This window comes from Luteibacter pinisoli, from assembly GCF_006385595.1.
Taxonomy (GTDB): domain Bacteria; phylum Pseudomonadota; class Gammaproteobacteria; order Xanthomonadales; family Rhodanobacteraceae; genus Luteibacter; species Luteibacter pinisoli.
Genome location: NZ_CP041046.1, coordinates 3,532,358 through 3,548,628 on the forward strand (window position 1 = coordinate 3,532,358; position 16,271 = coordinate 3,548,628).

At 68.9% G+C, this 16,271-nt stretch carries 12 protein-coding genes; 7 read left to right on the top strand and 5 right to left on the bottom strand.

From position 1 onward, the window contains the following. Window positions 1-66 precede the first annotated feature (66 nt). From FIV34_RS16125 to FIV34_RS16140, 4 genes are read left to right on the top strand one after another with little or no spacing between them, the layout of a single operon-like run. Window positions 67-906, top strand: coding sequence for an alpha/beta hydrolase (locus FIV34_RS16125; RefSeq protein ID WP_139984548.1), 840 nt, complete (start codon window positions 67-69; stop codon window positions 904-906). A 2-nt stretch (window positions 907-908) separates the two neighbouring features. Continuing rightward, entirely contained in the window at window positions 909-1,268 is a 360-nt protein-coding gene (locus FIV34_RS16130; protein ID WP_139984549.1) for an EamA family transporter, read from the top strand. Beyond that, a complete protein-coding gene (locus tag FIV34_RS16135) occupies window positions 1,265-1,660 on the top strand; it encodes a DMT family transporter (protein WP_139984550.1) in 396 nt (131 codons plus the stop codon). Before FIV34_RS16130 ends, FIV34_RS16135 begins: the two co-directional genes overlap by 4 nt. Then, window positions 1,644-2,855, top strand: coding sequence for a DegT/DnrJ/EryC1/StrS family aminotransferase (locus tag FIV34_RS16140; protein WP_139984551.1), 1,212 nt, complete (start codon window positions 1,644-1,646; stop codon window positions 2,853-2,855). Before FIV34_RS16135 ends, FIV34_RS16140 begins: the two co-directional genes overlap by 17 nt. Here the strand turns inward: FIV34_RS16140 and tsaB are convergent. Continuing rightward, on the bottom strand, window positions 2,852-3,541 hold the full coding sequence (gene tsaB, locus FIV34_RS16145; protein WP_139984552.1) for a tRNA (adenosine(37)-N6)-threonylcarbamoyltransferase complex dimerization subunit type 1 TsaB: 690 nt from the start codon (window positions 3,539-3,541) through the stop codon (window positions 2,852-2,854). The two genes, FIV34_RS16140 and tsaB, sit on opposite strands and share 4 nt — an antisense overlap. Window positions 3,542-3,682: 141 nt before the next feature. Continuing rightward, window positions 3,683-5,593, bottom strand: coding sequence for a DNA repair helicase YoaA (gene yoaA, locus FIV34_RS16150; protein ID WP_139984553.1), 1,911 nt, complete (start codon window positions 5,591-5,593; stop codon window positions 3,683-3,685). A gap of 79 nt (window positions 5,594-5,672) precedes the next feature. Here yoaA and FIV34_RS16155 point away from each other — a divergent pair, with 79 nt between their 5' ends. After that, window positions 5,673-8,429 carry a valine--tRNA ligase gene (locus FIV34_RS16155; protein WP_139984554.1) on the top strand — a complete coding sequence of 919 codons (2,757 nt, stop codon included), beginning with the start codon at window positions 5,673-5,675 and terminating at the stop codon, window positions 8,427-8,429. A 48-nt stretch (window positions 8,430-8,477) separates the two neighbouring features. Here FIV34_RS16155 and FIV34_RS16160 read toward each other — a convergent pair whose 3' ends face one another. Together FIV34_RS16160 and FIV34_RS16165 are read right to left on the bottom strand one after the other, a co-directional pair. After that, window positions 8,478-8,900: a DNA polymerase III subunit chi gene (locus FIV34_RS16160; protein WP_139984555.1), complete on the bottom strand. Its 423-nt coding sequence runs from the start codon at window positions 8,898-8,900 to the stop codon at window positions 8,478-8,480. A 10-nt stretch (window positions 8,901-8,910) separates the two neighbouring features. Further along, on the bottom strand, window positions 8,911-10,398 hold the full coding sequence (locus tag FIV34_RS16165) for a leucyl aminopeptidase (RefSeq protein WP_139984556.1): 1,488 nt from the start codon (window positions 10,396-10,398) through the stop codon (window positions 8,911-8,913). Between the two features lie 97 nt (window positions 10,399-10,495). Between FIV34_RS16165 and lptF the strand changes: the two genes are divergently transcribed. Further along, a complete protein-coding gene (gene lptF / locus FIV34_RS16170) occupies window positions 10,496-11,599 on the top strand; it encodes an LPS export ABC transporter permease LptF (RefSeq protein ID WP_139984557.1) in 1,104 nt (367 codons plus the stop codon). Beyond that, entirely contained in the window at window positions 11,599-12,696 is a 1,098-nt protein-coding gene (gene lptG / locus FIV34_RS16175) for an LPS export ABC transporter permease LptG (RefSeq protein WP_139984558.1), read from the top strand. The genes lptF and lptG overlap by 1 nt, the downstream gene beginning before the upstream one ends. Here lptG and FIV34_RS16180 read toward each other — a convergent pair. Continuing rightward, entirely contained in the window at window positions 12,640-16,155 is a 3,516-nt protein-coding gene (locus tag FIV34_RS16180) for a hybrid sensor histidine kinase/response regulator (protein WP_170207642.1), read from the bottom strand. The two genes, lptG and FIV34_RS16180, sit on opposite strands and share 57 nt — an antisense overlap. Window positions 16,156-16,271 lie beyond the last annotated feature (116 nt).

The window sequence follows — 16,271 nt, forward strand, 5'->3', positions numbered from 1 at the left end:
AAGCCCGCTGAAACCACGAGGCGCGAGCATGGCCGCCATGAGACAGCAAAAGCGCGAGGCCATGGCGTGAGCGACGCAACCGAATTCCAGTTCGAAGGCGGGCGCGACGGCGTGCTGCTGATCCACGGACTTACCGGCACGCCCACCGAAATGCGCATGCTGGGCAAGGGCCTTAACCGGGCCGGTTTCACCGTGGTGGGCGTGCGCCTGGCCGGGCACTGCGGCAGCGAGGACGACCTGCTCGCCACCCGTTGGCAGGACTGGTACGCCAGCGTGGAAGCCGCCGCCGAGCAGCTGCGCGGCAAGGTGGACCGCCTGTTCGTTGCCGGCCTCTCCATGGGCGCGGTGCTCGCCCTGCGCCTGGCCGCCGTACGCCCGGAGTGGGTCGACGGCGTGGGCGTCTTTGGCGCCACCTTCCAGTACGACGGCTGGTCCATTCCCTGGACCGGCCGCCACCTGTCGTTCCTTCTGCCGATCTTCAAGCGGCTGGGCATCGGCCGCACCCGCAGCTTCATCGAGCAGCCGCCCTACGGCATCCGCGACGAACGCCTGCGCGCACAGATCAGCGCGGCGATGTTCTCCGGCGACAGCGGCGCGGCCGGCCTGCCCGGCAACCCGTGGCACGCGCTGGCCGAGATGGTCTGGCTGTCCCGCGACGTACGCCGCCGCCTCCCCGATGTCGTCGCGCCGTGTTTTATCGCGCACGCGTCCGACGATGACGTGGCCAGCACCGCGAACGCCGACCTCGTGGCCCGCGGGGTGCGTGGCCCGGTGGAGATGCTGTTGCTCGAAGACAGCTACCACATGATTACGATTGACCGCGAACGGCGCACGCTGATCGAGCGCAGCGCGGATTTCTTCGCCCGCGTCGCGCGCGAGGCGCGGCCGGCGCGCATGGCGGCCTGAGCATGAACGGCCTCGTTTTCACGCTGTGGCTGGCCAACCTGCTGCTGGACACCGGCGGCCAGCTCGCCTTCAAGGCGGCGGCCAGCGATGAACGCGCCGGCGATGGCATCGCCCGCTGGAAATACATGCTGCGCCGCCCGTGGATCTGGGCGGGCATCTGCTGCTACGTCGTGGAGTTCGTGGTCTGGGTGGCATTCCTGTCCCTCGTACCGCTTTCCGAAGGCGTGCTGCTGGGCTCGATCAACATCGTCGCCATCATGATTGCCGGGCGCTTCCTGTTCCACGACCGCCTCAGCCCCATGCGCGTCACCGGCATCCTGCTGGTGGCCGTGGGCGTGGCCATTGTCGGAGCCGGTGGATGAAGCGCTTCTACGTCATTGGTTTTGCGCTGCTGCTTGGCTTCGACACGCTGAACCTGGTCTGTTTCAAGCTGGCGGGCACGCATGCGCTGCCCGTGGAAATGAGTGCGGCATGGCTCGCGCGCGTGTTGTCCTCGCCGTGGATCTACGGTGCCATCGCCGGTTACATCGGTGCCTTCGTCAGCTGGATGAGCCTGCTCAAGCACGCGCCGATCGGGCCGGCCTTCGCCGCCTCCCACCTCGAGGTGGTCAGCGTGATGGCGTTGTCGTACTGGGTGTTCAACGAACCGGTGACACCGACGCAGGTGATCGGTGCCCTCGCCATCGTGGCGGGTATCGTCTGCCTGGCTTTCGCCGAGGGTGACGAGGGTACGGGCGATGTGGTTCCGGCCTGAGCGTGAAGCACCGCCCACCGCGGGCCTGCCCCTGGGCCTCGCCGACCTCGGCGGCGCCGTGCCTGCGCCCCTCACGGCGCTGGCCGCGCAGTGGCTGGGCATGGACGAGGCGCAGCTGGAATGCTCCGGCACCGCGGCGCTCACCGTCGCGCTGACCGCGCTGGCCGGCCACGCGCGCACCCGCCGCGAAGTAGCGATACCTGCGTTCACCTGCCCCCTGGTGCCTCTGGCGATCCGCCGCGCGGGACTAGAGCCACGCCTGGTCGACCTGCGCGCCGGCCATTTCGACATGGATCCCGACCGGCTGGCCGAGGCCTGCAGTGAGCGCACGCTCGCCGTGGTGCCCACGCACCTGGGCGGGCGTACCGCCAATGTCGCGATGGCCTCGGCCGTGGCGCGCTCCGTCGGCGCGTACGTGGTCGAAGACGCCGCGCAGGCGCTGGGCGCGCGCATCGACGACCGCGCCGCCGGGACCCATGGCGACGTCGGTTTTTTCAGCCTCGCCGCCGGCAAGGGCCTGTCCATCTTCGAAGGCGGCCTGCTGGTGGCGGGCGACCCGGTGCTCCGCGACAGCCTGCGCCGCACCGCACGGCGCATCGCGCGCTGGCAACCCGGCTGGGAGCTGCGCCGGACGCTGGAGCTGGCCGGCTATGCCGCGTTGTACCGGCCGCGCGGGCTGGGCATGGCCTATGGCCATCCGTTGCGTCGCGCGCTACGCCGGGGCGACATGCTGGGCGCCGCCGGCGAATATTTCGATGCCGATTTTCCGCTGCATCGCGTCGGGCGCTGGCGGCGTGCGGTGGGTGCGCGAGCCTTCCATCGCCTTCCCGACTTCATCAGCCGGACGACGGCGCAGGCACGCGCGCGCCTGCCCGCCCTTGCCTCGATTCCGGGTGTGCACGTGTTCTCTGACGAAGGCGGTACGTGGCCTTACCTGATGCTGCGCCTGCCTGACGAAGCCACGCGCGATGCCGTCCTGCATCGCTTGTGGGCATCGCGGCACGGCGTGGCGCGCATGTTCGTGCACGCCCTGCCGGATTACCCCTACCTCGGCACGATGGCCGGTGGTGAGAACGTGCCGCACGCGCGGGATTTCGCCGCGCGCACGCTTACCGTCACCAATAGCCCGTGGCTCGACGATGCGTCGTTCGAACACGTCTGCGCCGTGATCGAAGCCACGGTCGTTTCGCGTTAGGCCCGGCCCTGCTCGACGAGCGTGAGTGCCACCTTGTCGCGCAGGTACACGGGTAGCGCGAGTTCGGGCGCCACGGCGTCGCCATGGCGGAAGCGCCGCGCGGCCACCTCCGCCACGTGCCGCGCCTGCGGATAACGCGCGCCCTCGGCCGAACGGATCGGCGCGTGGATGCGTTCGCGCAGCACGTTCTCGTACGTGGTCCAGCCCGTGCCAACGACATGCCAGGCCGAGACCTCGGGCAGCAGCAACGCGGCCGCCGTATCCACGCGCTCGCGATCGATCAGGCTGACGCTGCCATCGTCTTCGCGACGCCACGCGGCAACGTAGATCTCGCCCATGCGCGCGTCGATGACGGAGAGGATCGCTGCGTCGTCTTCCGGTGCTTCCAGCGCCAGCGCTTCAAGCGACGAGACGGTGACCACGGGGATATCGAGCGCCATGGCCATGCCCTGGGCCAGCGACACGCCGAGGCGCACGCCGGTGAAGGCACCCGGGCCACGGCCAACGGCGATGCCCTGCAAGGCAGCACGCGAGAGGCCCGCCTCGGCCAGCAACGCGTCGGCCATCGGCAGCACCAGTTCGGCATGGCGACGCGGTGCGATTTCGCTGCGTTCGATCACCTCGTCGCCGTGGACCAGTGCGACGGAACAGGCTTCGGTGGAGGTTTCGATGGCAAGGAAGTTCATGGCGTTTCCGTCTGGCTGTTGAACAGTATGGCGTAAACCCGGGATAGGCAGACTGATCGTTGCCCCCGCTGCGGCGCGTGCGCGGCACGGGATCGGCCCGTTCGCAGGTGTTTGCGGGCAAGCCGGGGGAGCGGGCCGGGCTCAGGCCGCGAAGAAGGCGCTCACATCGGCCAGCTCACGCGTGCGCGGCATCGGCGGCAGGCTGGCCAGGAACAGCCGGCCGTAGCCCTTGGTCGTCAGGCGCGGATCGCACAGCACCAGGACGCCGCGGTCATGGACGTCACGGATGAGCCGGCCCGCGCCCTGCTTCAGCGCGATGACCGCCGTCGGCACCTGCCAGCCCATGAACGGGTTGATCCCGGATTCCTCGAGCGCCTCGAGCCGCGCCTGCAGCACCGGATCATCCGGCATGGCAAAGGGCAGCTTGTCGATGACGACGACGCTGAGCGCCTCGCCGGCCACGTCCACGCCTTCCCAGAAACTGGCCGCGCCGAGCAGCACGCCGCGGCCACTCGCGCGGAACTCCTCGAGGAGGCGATGGCGCGGCGCCGTGCCCTGCACGAACAGCGGCCATGGCACCCGCCCCTCGAGCAGTTCCGCCGCGCGGCGCAGGGCGCGGTGGGAGGTAAACAGCAGGAACGCACGTCCGTCCGAGGCTTCGAGCACGGGCAGGATCGCCGCGACCACCTTGTCCGTGTGGTCACGCGCGGACGGGTCCGGGAGATCCTTCGGCAGGTAGGCCAGCGCCTGGCGCCCGTAATCGAACGGGCTTTCCACCTGCAGCGTGCGCGGGTCTTCGATGCCCAGCTGGCGGGCGAAGTGCTGGAAGTCGCCGGCGATGGACAGCGTCGCCGAGGTGTGGATCCACGCGGCGTCGGTGGCCATGCGCATGGCGCGCAGCGGCGACGCCAGGTCGAGCGGCGTGGCGTGCAGGGCGAACCCGCGCGGCCAGGTTTCATACCAGCGCACGTCGGCGGCCGAGTGTTCCTCGGCAATGCGGTCCAGGCGCAGGCTGAGCATCTGTGCCCGCTCATGCACGTTGGCCAAGCCGCGCGAGCGCTCGGCCAGCCCGGCCAGCAGGTCGGACATTGCAGCGACCACGTCGCGAAGCTCGCTGAGCAGGTCGCGCGCGGTGCCATCGCGCTCCAGGGCGCCAAACGGCCCCCTGGCCGGCATCGGCTCCATCGCCAGGCGCAGGCGCTTCACCAGGTCCTGCACCGCTTCCACGGGCTCCAGCAGCTGGCTGGTGGCGCCCGTGACGCCCTGCGCTTCGGCCAGTGCATCCTGGCCCAGGTCCACCAGCTGGCGCGAGCCGACGCTCTGCGAGAAGAACTGGCCAGCCAGCTCCGGAATCTGGTGGGCCTCGTCGAGGATGAACGCATCCGCGCCAGGCAGGATCTCGCCAAACCCCTCCTGCTTCAGCGCCAGGTCGGCCATCAGCAGGTGATGGTTCACCACCACCAGGTCGGCTTCCATGGCCTCGCGCCGGGCCTTGACCACGTGGCAGTCCTCGAAAAACCGGCACTCGCTGCCCAGGCAGTTCTCCGGCGTGGAGGTGACCCGCGGCCAGACCGGGGAATCCTCCGGGATATCAGCCATTTCCATGCGGTCGCCGCGGCGGGTGCGGGCGGACCAGGCACGAATGGCCGAGAGCTGGGTGGCCAGCTGCCGGTCCGGGTTGCCCTCGCGCACGGACTGGTCCAGGCGGTAGAGGCACAGGTAATTGGAACGGCCCTTCAGCAAGCTAACCCTGGCCCGGCTGCCCAGCACGTGGTGGACGCGCGGCAGGTCGCGGAAGAACAGCTGGTCCTGCAGGGCCTTGGTACCCGTGGATACGATGACCTTGCGGCCCGATTCCAGGGCCGGTACGAGGTAAGCGAAGGTTTTGCCCGTGCCGGTACCGGCCTCGGCGATAAGCACGTCGCGCTCGTCGATGGCCCGCGCCACCGCGCCGGCCATGATCTGCTGGGCCTCGCGGGGCGCGAAACCCGGTACTTCACGGGCAAACGCGCCCTCCGCGCCCAGGATCGCGGCCACATCGTGTTCAGTCATGTGGCCAGTATCGCCTACAATGACCCTCTTTTCGCCTGTCAATCCGCGCGCCTACAGGGTGCGCGCCGGGAACCTACGCATGGACAAGAGTTTCGAGCCCAGCCAGATCGAGTCGAAGTGGTACGCCCAGTGGGAAGCCAACGGCTACTTCAAGCCGTCCGGCAAGGGCACGCCCTACACGATCATGCTGCCGCCGCCCAATGTCACGGGCACGCTGCACATGGGCCATGCGTTCCAGCACACCATCATGGACACGCTGGTGCGCTACCACCGCATGCGTGGCTACGACACCCTGTGGCAGCTCGGCACCGACCACGCCGGCATCGCCACCGAGATGGTGGTGACCCGCCAGCTCAATGCCGAAGGCAAGCAGCGCGCCGATTTCGACCGCGATGCGTTCATCGAACGCGTGTGGGAGTGGAAGAAGGAATCCGGCGGCACCATCGGCCGCCAGATGCGCCGCATGGGCGTGTCGGGTGACTGGAGCCGCGAAGTGTTCACCATGGACGAAGGCCCGTCGAAGGCCGTCGTCGAAACCTTCGTGCGCCTGCACGAGGAAGGCCTGATCTACCGCGGCCAGAAGCTGGTGAACTGGGACCCGGTGCTGAAGACCGCCATCTCCGACCTGGAAGTGGTGAGCGAAGAAGAAGACGGTTCGCTGTGGTCCATCCGCTACCCGCTGGCCGACGGCTCGGGTGAGCTGGTGGTGGCGACGACGCGCCCGGAAACCATGCTGGGCGACGTCGCCGTGGCCGTGCATCCGGAAGACGAGCGCTACGCGCACCTCATCGGCAGCATGCTGGCCTTGCCGCTGTCCGACCGGCAGATCCCGATCATCGCCGACGAGTACGTCGAGAAGGATTTCGGCACCGGCTGCGTGAAGATCACGCCCGCGCACGACTTCAACGACTACGCCATCGGCCAGCGCCACAACCTGCCGATGATCAACATCCTCACCGACGACGCGGCGATCAACGACGCGGCGCCGGCGAAGTACCGCGGCATGGACCGCTACGTCGCACGCAAGGCCGTGCTCGCCGACCTCGAAGCGCAGGAGCTGCTGGTCGAGACGAAGAAGCACAAGCTGCAGGTGCCGCGTGGCGACCGCACCGGCCAGGTCATTGAGCCGTACCTCACGTGGCAGTGGTTCGTGAAGATGGACACACTGGCCGCGCGCGGCATGGAACTGGTGGAACAGGGCCATGTGAAGTTCGTGCCGGAAAACTGGATCAACACGTACCGCCACTGGCTGGGCAACATCCAGGACTGGTGCATCAGCCGCCAGCTCACCTGGGGCCACCAGATCCCGGCGTGGTACATGGACAACGGCCAGGTCATCGTCGCCCACGACGAAGCCGGTGCCGCGAAGCTCGCTGCCGCGCAGGGCTATACCGGCGCGCTGCGCCGCGATGCCGACGTGCTGGAAACCTGGTTCTCGTCGTCGCTGTGGAGCCACTCCACGCTGGGCTGGCCCGACCCGCAGGCGCAGGCCGAGCGCGGCTTCGACCGCTACCTGCCGACCAACGTGCTGGTGACCGGCTTCGACATCATTTTCTTCTGGGTGGCCCGGATGATCATGATGACCGACCACTTCACCGGCGAAGTGCCCTTCAAGGACGTTTACGTCACCGGCCTCATCCGCGACAAGGATGGCCAGAAGATGTCGAAGTCGAAGGGCAACGTGCTCGATCCGCTGGACCTGATCGACGGCATCACCCTCGACGAGCTGCTGGAGAAGCGCACCCGCGGCCTCATGCAGCCGAAGATGGCCGAGAAGATCGAGAAGTCCACGCGCAAGGAGTTCGCCGAGGGCATCCCCGCCTTCGGCGCCGATGCGCTGCGCTTCACGTTTGCCTCGCTGGCCACGCACGGCCGTGACATCAAGTTCGACCTCGAGCGCGCCGCGGGCTACAAGGCCTTCGTCAACAAGCTGTGGAACGCCTCGCGCTTCGTGCTGATGAACCTGGGCGAGGGCCCGGTGCACAAGGTGGCCCCGTCGACCGAAGCCGAGCGCTGGATCCTCACCCGCCTGCAGCACACGCTGGTCACGGTGAAGGAACAGCTGGCGCTCTACCGCTTCGACCTCGCCTCGCAGGCGCTGTACGAGTTCACCTGGAACGAGTTCTGCGACTGGTTCCTGGAGCTGTCGAAGCCGGCGCTCAATGGCACGGACGAGGCGGCCATCGCGTCCACCCGCTACACGCTGGTGCACGTGCTGGAAACGCTACTGCGCGCGCTGCATCCGCTGATCCCGTTCGTCACCGAGGAAATCTGGCAGAACGTGCGCCCGGTGCTCGGCATCGAGGGCGAGACGATCATGCTGCGCCCCTACCCCGAGGCCGACGAGATCACCGGCGATGCCACCGCCACGGCGGAGATCGAATGGGTGAAGGACCTGCTCACCGGCGTGCGCCGCATCCGTGCGGAAATGAACATCGCCCCGGGCAAGGTCATTCCCCTGCTCCTCGCCGACGGCGACGCCGCGGATCGCTCGCGCGCCACGAAGTTCGCCGCGCAGGTGGCCTTCCTCGGCCGCGTCGAGACGCCGGTGTGGGTGAACGGCGAGGAGCCGGCCGCCGCGGTGGCGGTCATCGGCGGCATGCGTGCGCTGATCCCGCTGGAAGGCCTGATCGACGTCGGTGCGGAGAAGACGCGCCTGGCCAAGGAAATCGCCCGCGTCGAGGGTGAGATCCGCAAGTGCGAAGCCAAGCTCGGCAACGCCAACTTCGTCGCCAACGCACCGGCCGAGGTGGTGGACCAGGAACGCCAGCGCATCACCGACTGGACGCGCCAAGCCGATGCCATGCGCGAGCAGGCCCTCAAGCTCGGCGCGTAAGCGTTCGTGGCGGCATGAAAAAAGCCCCGCTCATCGCGGGGCTTTTTTTTACATGTCGTGCTTGGTGACGTCGAAGCCGCCGCGTTTGTATTCGGCCCAGCGCGTGCGTGAGCCTTCGCGCTCGGCCGGATCGGCCGCCACCACTTCCAGTACCCGGTCGAACTGGCCCGGGGCGCAGACGTCCCGCAGGTTGATCACCATCGGCCGGTCCGCGGTTTCCACGCCAGGCGGCACGATAAGCACGGCCGTGTTCTCGTCGTCGTCATCCCCGGCCAGCTGGTGGGGGATGAAGGCATCCGCATCGAACGACCACAGGTACTCGTCGAGCATCTCGGCCTGTTCGAAATCACGGGTGAGGATCAGGGTCGGCTGCTGGGCCGCGTGCGCCCGGCGGGTGAGCTCGCAGACCAGCAGCAGGGGATCCTCGCGAAAGCGCGGCTTGTCGATCAGGTAGAAGTCGGCGCGCGGCATCGGCGTCGGATCAGCCAGCCACGCGGTCGAGCAGCCACTGCGCCAGCAGCGGTACCGGACGGCCCGTCGCCATGCCCTTGCGGCCTTCGTCCCAGGCGGTGCCGGCGATGTCCAGGTGCGCCCAGCGACGGCCTTCGGTGAAGCGCGCCAGGAAGCAGCCGGCCGTGATGGCACCGGCGTACTTGCCGCCGATGTTCGCCACGTCCGCGAAGCCCGATTCCAGCTGGGACTGGTAGTCGTCCCACAGCGGCAGGCGCCAGGCGCGGTCGAGGGTGTCCTCGCCCGCGGCCAGCAGCTCGGCCGACAGCGATTCGTCCTTGGTCATCAGGCCGGAGGCGTGCTTGCCCAGGGCGACGACGCAGGCGCCGGTCAGCGTGGCGGCGTCGATCATGGTGTGCGGGTCGAAGCGCTTGCCGGTGTAGGTCAGCGCGTCGCAGAGGATCAGGCGGCCTTCCGCGTCGGTGTTCAGCACCTCGATGGTGATGCCCGCCAGGCTGGTCAGGACGTCACCCGGGCGGTAGGCATTGCCGTCCGGCATGTTTTCCACGGCCGGGACGACGCAGACCAGATTCACCGGCAGCTTCATCTCCACGGCGGCCACAAAGGCGCCGAGGACGCCTGCGGCGCCACCCATGTCGAACTTCATCTCTTCCATGCCCGGGCCCGGCTTGATGCTGATGCCGCCGGTGTCGAAGGTGATGCCCTTGCCGACGAAGGCATACGGGCGGTCACCCGCCTTGCCGCCGTTCCACTGCAGGATGACCAGGCGCGGCTCGTTGGCCGAGCCGCGGGCCACGGCCAGCAGGGAACCGAAGCCTTCGCGCTCCATGTCGGCCCGGTCCAGGGCCTCGAAGGAGACACCCTCGTGGGCATCGGCGAAGGCACGGGCCTGCTCGGCAATGTAGTTCGGGTTGCAGATGTTCGGCGGCAGGTTGCCCAGCTCGCGGGCGAAGCGGACACCGTCGGCGATGGCGCGGGCCTGGGCCAGGCCGGCCTCACCGTCGGCCGGACCGGCGAAGGTGATGGCGGCCAGGTCCGGCTGGGCCTTGTCGCGCGGCTTCACGGTGGCGGTATAGCGGTAGGCGGCGTGGTCCGTGGCCAGGGCGGCCACGCGGAGCTTCCAGGCGGCGTCGCGGCCCGGCACGTCCACTTCGGTGAGCCAGCTGGCGGCCTCGGTGACCGGCAGGCGGCCGATGGCGCGGGCGGCTTCCAGGTTCACCCGCTGGTAGCGGGCGGCGTCGAAGGTCTTCTGGGCACCCAGGCCCACCACCAGCACGCGGGCGGCGGCGATGCCGGCCGGCTGCAGCAGGGTGACCACCGTGCCGACCTTGCCGGTGATGTCGCCGGCCTCGACCAGGCGCTTGATCACGCCGCCGGCGGCCGTGTCGATCCGGGCCGCGGCGCTGGTCAGGACACCATTCTCATAGACACCGACCACGGCCACGGGGGTGGCGCTGGCGTCGGGAGCGTTGGAACCAAGGCTGAACTGAACCGTCATGACTTACTGTCCTGCGAAAGCCGTCCGGGGCGCGGACAGGCTAGACTTAAGGTTTGCCGGCCGGGACTGACGCGGCTCCAACCGCGAATTCTACCAAATGCTCAGCATCCTCGACCGTTACTTCCTGCGCGAACTTGCCTACGGCATCCTGGCGACGGCCATTGTGCTGCTGGTCATCTTCGCTGGCGGCGCGTTTGCAGGGGTCCTGCAGAAGGTCGCCAACGGCAGCATCCAGCCCAGCATCATGTTCGAGGTGCTCGGCCTGCAGATGCTGGACCTGCTCTCCACCCTGCTGCCCATGGCCGCTTTCCTGGGCACCCTGATCGCCCTGGGCCGGATGTACCGCGAGAGCGAGATGCACGTCCTGGCCTCCTCGGGCATGGGCCCGCGCGGCATGCTGCGCCCGGTGGTCCTGCTGACGGTGGTCTCGACGGTGCTGGTGGGAGCGCTGTCGTTGTGGCTGGGGCCGTGGTCCTCGCGCACGGCGGACCAGGTGATCGCCACGGCCAACAAGTCCGTGATCGCCGCCGGCCTCGACGCCGGCCGCTTCACCGAGCTGCCGGGCAAGGGCGGCATCATCTTCGTGGACACCCTCAGCCGCGATGGCACGGTGCTGGGCAAGACCTTCCTGGCCACCGACCGGGTGGATTCCGATGGCAACCCCCAGGTCCGCGTCGTGAATGCGAAGCACGGCCAGATGTACCAGGAGAGCAATGGGTCGGACCGCTTCCTGGCCCTCTACGACGGCTGGCAGTTCGAAATCCCCCTGGGTGGCGATAACTGGCGGCGCATGAAGTACGTGCGCAACGATGTCTCGCTGTCCAACATCAGCGATGACGATGACGACAGCGATCCGGCCCACGAATCGACCACCACGCAGCTGTTCAAGGCAGGCACGGCCGACGCGCTCGGTGAGCTGGTGTCACGCTTTGCCGCCCCCGTCTCCACCCTGGTGCTGATGATGATGGTGCTGCCGATGTCCCGCCAGGCACCGCGCGACGCGCGCTACGGCCGCCTGCTCGTGGCCGTGCTCAGCTACTTCCTCTACGTGGTGTGGCAGCTGATCGCCCGCGCCCAGATCATCAAGGGCAACCTGCATACCTCGGCGCCGATCTGGGTACTGCACATCATCGTGTTCGCCGTGGCCGCCTGGTTCTTCTGGCGACAGAACACCGCCCGCCGCATGAAGGTGGCCCGCTGATGGCCTCGCTGACGATCAAGCGTGCCGACCGCCTCATCGGCGCCAGCGTCCTGGGCACCCTGCTGCTGGTGTGGCTGGTGCTCACCGGCTTCGACGCCCTCACCCAGTTCGTCCGCCAGCTCGGCAATATCGGCAAGAACGGCTTCACGCTGTACGACGCGATCGCCTACATCATGCTGACGGTGCCGCGCCGCCTGTACCAGATGTTCAGCAACGCGGCCCTGATCGGCGGCCTGCTCGGCCTGGGTGGCCTGGCAGCCACCGGCGAGCTCACGGCGCTACGTGCCGCGGGCATGTCCAAGCTGCGCATCGCCATGTCGGCGGCGGGTGTCATCGCGGTTCTCACCGTACTGGTGGTGATCATGGGCGAAACCGCTGGCCCCTACGGTGACCAGCACGCCCAGGCCATCCAGGTGCGCATGCGCTCAAGCAACCTGGGCTCGACCAGCAGCGGCCTGTGGGCGCGCGACGCGGGCAAGATCATCAACGCCAAGTCGGCCATCGCGATCCAGGAAGGCGACCTCACCACCGTGAAGCTGGTGGACGTGCGCGTGTTCACCTTCACGCCGGACGGCCAGGTGGCGGAGTTCTCGCACGGCGACAGCGCCGTCCACGACGGCAACCAGTGGGTGATGACCAACGTGCGCACCAGCACGCGCGACGACGCCGGCATCCACAGCATCACCGCGCCCACCCAGACATGGGCGTCGCGACTGAACCCGCACGTGCTGGAACAGTCGATCATCCATCCCGAATACCTGTCCATGTCCGACCTGCGCCGGAACATGCGCTACCTGCAGAACAACGGCCAGAATCCCGGGGCCTATGCGGTGGCGTTCTGGGGCCGCGCCATCTTCCCGATCAACGTGCTGGTGCTGGTGCTGTGCGCCATGCCCTTCGCCTTCGGCTCGCTGCGTTCGGGCGGCTTCGGCAAGCGGCTGTTCATCGGCATCATCCTCGCCATCGGCTGGTACTTCCTGCAGGGCGCCATGGTGAACTTCGGCACCGTGTACGGCCTGCCGCCGCTGCTGGCCAACCTGCTACCCACCACCTTGCTGGTGGCGGGCGCCCTCGCCTACTTCCGACGATTCGGCTAGCGAACCAGGGCGGGCCGCCACGCTATCGAGCACGGCGGCCAGGCTATCGCCGGTGAGCGGCTTGCGCAGCAGCGCGTCCATGCCCGCCGCCCTCACCGCCTCGCCTTCGTCGCCGGCCGATCGGGCGGTCACCGCCACCATCGGCATGCCGGCCGCGCGCTCGATGCGTCTTGCCATCCGCGCCACCTGGAAGCCGTCCATCACCGGCAGGTCCAGGTCGAGCAGCATCACGTCAAACGGCCGCCGTACGAGCTCGGCCAGGGCGAGCAGCCCGTCGCCCACCACCTCCACGTCGTGACCGCGCTGGCGCAGCAGCCCGGCGATGACATCGGCGACGACGGCGTCATCTTCGACCAGCAGCACGCGACGGCCGGCGCCATGCACCGTCGACTCGACGCCGGCCGCGCACACGCTGCCCGGGCAATCGCACGCGGGCAGCGGCAAGGTCACGGTGAACGCACTGCCCTGGCCGGGCTCGCTGGCCACGGCGATGGCGCCGCCCATCAACGTGCACAGTTCATGGCAGATCGCCAGGCCGAGGCCGGATCCTTCGCCGCGCTGTCGCGTGCCGCCTTGTTCAAAGCGCTCGAACAGGCGCCCCATCAGCGCGTCATCCATCCCGGGCCCGGTGTCACGTACGACGATCACGAGGCCACCCTGCGCAGGCTGCACCTCGACGGTGACCCCGCCGCGCTCCGTGAACTTCACCGCATTGCTCACGAGGTTCTGCACGATCTGGCGCAGGCGCACCGGGTCCGCGCGCACGGCACGCGGCACGCCCGGATCGATCACGAGTGACACCGACAGGGCTTTCTCCCGAGCTGCCGCCGAGGCCAGTTCGACGGCAGCGGTGGCGATGGCACGCGGCGAGACGCATTCGGGCTCGAGCGGCAACCGGCGCGCTTCGATGCGGGTGAGGTCGAGGGCATCGTTGACCAGGCGCAGCAACATCGCGCCGGAATGGCGCACGGCCTCGACGTAGGAGCGCTGGAGTTCGTCCAGCGGGGTGCGCGCGATGAGCTCGGCCATGCCGAGCACGCCGGTCATCGGCGTGCGGATCTCGTGGCCCAGCGTCGCCATGAATTCGGTTTTCGCCGCATTCGCCTCTTCGGCAAGGCGGCGCTGCTGCTCGGCAAGCTGCATGCGCATGGACTGGCGCACCTGCGAGCGCGCGGCATGCAAGGCCGCCGCCGCCAGCGCGATGGCGGCCAGCACGTAGCCGAGCCATGCCCACCAGCGCAGCCACGGCGGCGACTGCACGTCGATCACGAGCGGCTCGATCAATTCACCGTCGACGCCGTCGCGACCACGCCCGCGGATCACCAGTGCGTAACGCCCCGGCGACAACGCGGCGAACTGCCCCTCGCCCTCCTTCCCCGTGCGCACCACGGTGGTCGCCTCGCCCCGGCCGAGCGTGAACTGCAGCGTGTTCCGGTCCGGATTGACGTAAGAGAGGGCACGCGCACGCACCATCAGTTCGCGGTCATCCCACGCCAGGTGTAGCGTCCCGTCGCGGATCGGCAACGCGGTGCGAACACCGCCGCGCAGCACGCTGGCACCGAGCAGCGCAACGCCGGGTTTACGTGAGTGATCGCGCTGCCGGTCCGGGCGAAAGCCGACCAGTCCGCCGAGGGTGGCACCGTACGTGGTCCCGTCAGCGAGGCGAACGGTCGTCGCATGGGTGAACTCGCCGTTCGCCAGCCCATCGGCAAGGCCGAAGGGGCGGAAGGTGGCGTCGCGCGGATCGAATCGCCACACGCCCGTCTGCCCATACAGCCACAGGCGGCCGGTGGCATCGCGGCGGATGTTCAGCACGTCGGCCGCAGGGAATCCCTGGCTTCCACCGAGCGAGCGGTCGAGCACCGCACGCTCGCCATCCCACGTGTAGTGCTCGAGGAGCCCAGGCCGCACCAGCCAGAAACCGTCGTCGTCGGGTTCGAAGGCGTTCACCCGTCCGGGCGCCACGCCGTCGATGAACGCCATCGTTCCGTCTTTCCGGCGGCGACGCGCCAGGCCAGCGACGCTGGCCTGCCAGAGGTCGCCACCGACGATCTCGATCTGCCGCGTGTCGTAGACGCCCCGGCGAAGCTCATCGAACGGTAGCGACACGGCACGGCGCAGGCGTTCATCCAGCGCGAAGACGCCTTCACCCACCGCGGCCACGTAGACCGTGCCATCGGGCGCCTGCGTCATCGTCGTCACCGGCCGCCGGATCGCGTCGCGCAACCACGGCGACGCACGGCCCGCGTGTACGCGGGTCAGGCCATCCACGGTACCGGCCAGCAGGTCGCCCGCCTGCGTTTCCAGCAACGACTGGATGCGCGCGCTACCGAACTCGTACGCACGCCCCGTGCGGCCGGTGGACGGGTCGAACGAGCGTACCCAGCCGCGAAGGCCGCCGACCCACAGCTGCCCATCGCCGTGTTCGGAAACGGCGGTAACCGTGCGCCCCGGCAGGCTGAGGGGATCCGTCGCCACGTGCGCGAAGCGGGTGAAGTCCTCCCAGCTCGGGCCAAGGTAGCCCAGGCCGCCATCGTTCAGTGCGAACCACAATCCGTGTTCGCCGTCTTCCATCAGCCCGCGCACCGACCGTCCGGGAAGGCCGCCCTGGGCCGTCCAGGCGCCAGCCACCGCATGCACGCGGCCGTGGCGATCCAGCATCAGCAGGCCGTCGAGGCTGGCGATCCAGGTGGTGCCGTGGCTATCGCCGAGGACGCCGTAGACCGGCATCGGCTGCACACGCCGGTCGCGTCGGAACGTGCCGTCGGCGGCGCGCCGGTAGAGGCCGCGCATCGTGGCCGCCGTGATGTGGTTGCCGAGGACATCGATGCCGAGGACACGCGGCGCCTCGGTGTCTTCAAAGGGCGCATGCACGATGCTGCCGTCGGCCTGCACGATGTCGATGCCGCGATCGGTGCCGACCCAGACCCGGCCCGCGTCATCGGCGCGCAGCGCATGGATGGCGGTGGACGACAGGCTGTACGGCCCGGCGCCCACGTGTTCCGGCTGGCTGCCATCCGCCCGGATGCGATCCAGCCCATCGGCGGTGCCCACCCAGAGGGAGCCATCGGCTGCCTGCGCGAGCGCGCGCACGTCGCCGTTCACCAGGCCGTCGCGCCAGTGCACGAAGCCGCCCGTCGTCGGGTCGTAGCGAGCCAGGCCAAGCTCGGCGCCGCCCATCCAGATGCGCCCGTCGCGATCCACCAGCAGGGCGGTCACTGCCATGGCCGGCAGCGGATGCGTGCGATCCGGGCCAAGCGAGGGCGTACTGAACGACACACCGTCGAATCGGGACAGGCCGGACGCCGTGCCGACCCAGACGAAACCCTGGGGATCCTGCACCACCGCGTGGACCTTGCTGCTGGGCAGGCCCTCGTGCAGGCCGTAGCTGCGAAACTGCGGCGTGGGCACGGGCGGCATGCCGGCACGCGTGGGGAAAGTGACAAAGACGGTGGCCAAGGCCGCCGCCGCGAGAATCCATCTCGCCGTGCATGGACGTTGCATACGCCGGGTTCCTAGTTCGGCGCGATGATGCCACGCAGGCAAGCGCGCGCCGACTGGGTGGGCGCCACGTG

What these genes read in the sequence shown, in the direction of transcription:
- FIV34_RS16140 (WP_139984551.1), top strand. Translation starts at nt 1,644, where the DNA reads ATGTGGTTCCGGCCTGAGCGTGAAGCACCGCCCACCGCGGGCCTGCCC.
- tsaB (WP_139984552.1), bottom strand. Translation starts at nt 3,541, where the DNA reads ATGAACTTCCTTGCCATCGAAACCTCCACCGAAGCCTGTTCCGTCGCA.
- lptF (WP_139984557.1), top strand. Translation starts at nt 10,496, where the DNA reads ATGCTCAGCATCCTCGACCGTTACTTCCTGCGCGAACTTGCCTACGGC.
- FIV34_RS16155 (WP_139984554.1), top strand. Translation starts at nt 5,673, where the DNA reads ATGGACAAGAGTTTCGAGCCCAGCCAGATCGAGTCGAAGTGGTACGCC.
- lptG (WP_139984558.1), top strand. Translation starts at nt 11,599, where the DNA reads ATGGCCTCGCTGACGATCAAGCGTGCCGACCGCCTCATCGGCGCCAGC.
- FIV34_RS16135 (WP_139984550.1), top strand. Translation starts at nt 1,265, where the DNA reads ATGAAGCGCTTCTACGTCATTGGTTTTGCGCTGCTGCTTGGCTTCGAC.
- yoaA (WP_139984553.1), bottom strand. Translation starts at nt 5,593, where the DNA reads ATGACTGAACACGATGTGGCCGCGATCCTGGGCGCGGAGGGCGCGTTT.
- FIV34_RS16130 (WP_139984549.1), top strand. Translation starts at nt 909, where the DNA reads ATGAACGGCCTCGTTTTCACGCTGTGGCTGGCCAACCTGCTGCTGGAC.
- FIV34_RS16160 (WP_139984555.1), bottom strand. Translation starts at nt 8,900, where the DNA reads ATGCCGCGCGCCGACTTCTACCTGATCGACAAGCCGCGCTTTCGCGAG.
- FIV34_RS16165 (WP_139984556.1), bottom strand. Translation starts at nt 10,398, where the DNA reads ATGACGGTTCAGTTCAGCCTTGGTTCCAACGCTCCCGACGCCAGCGCC.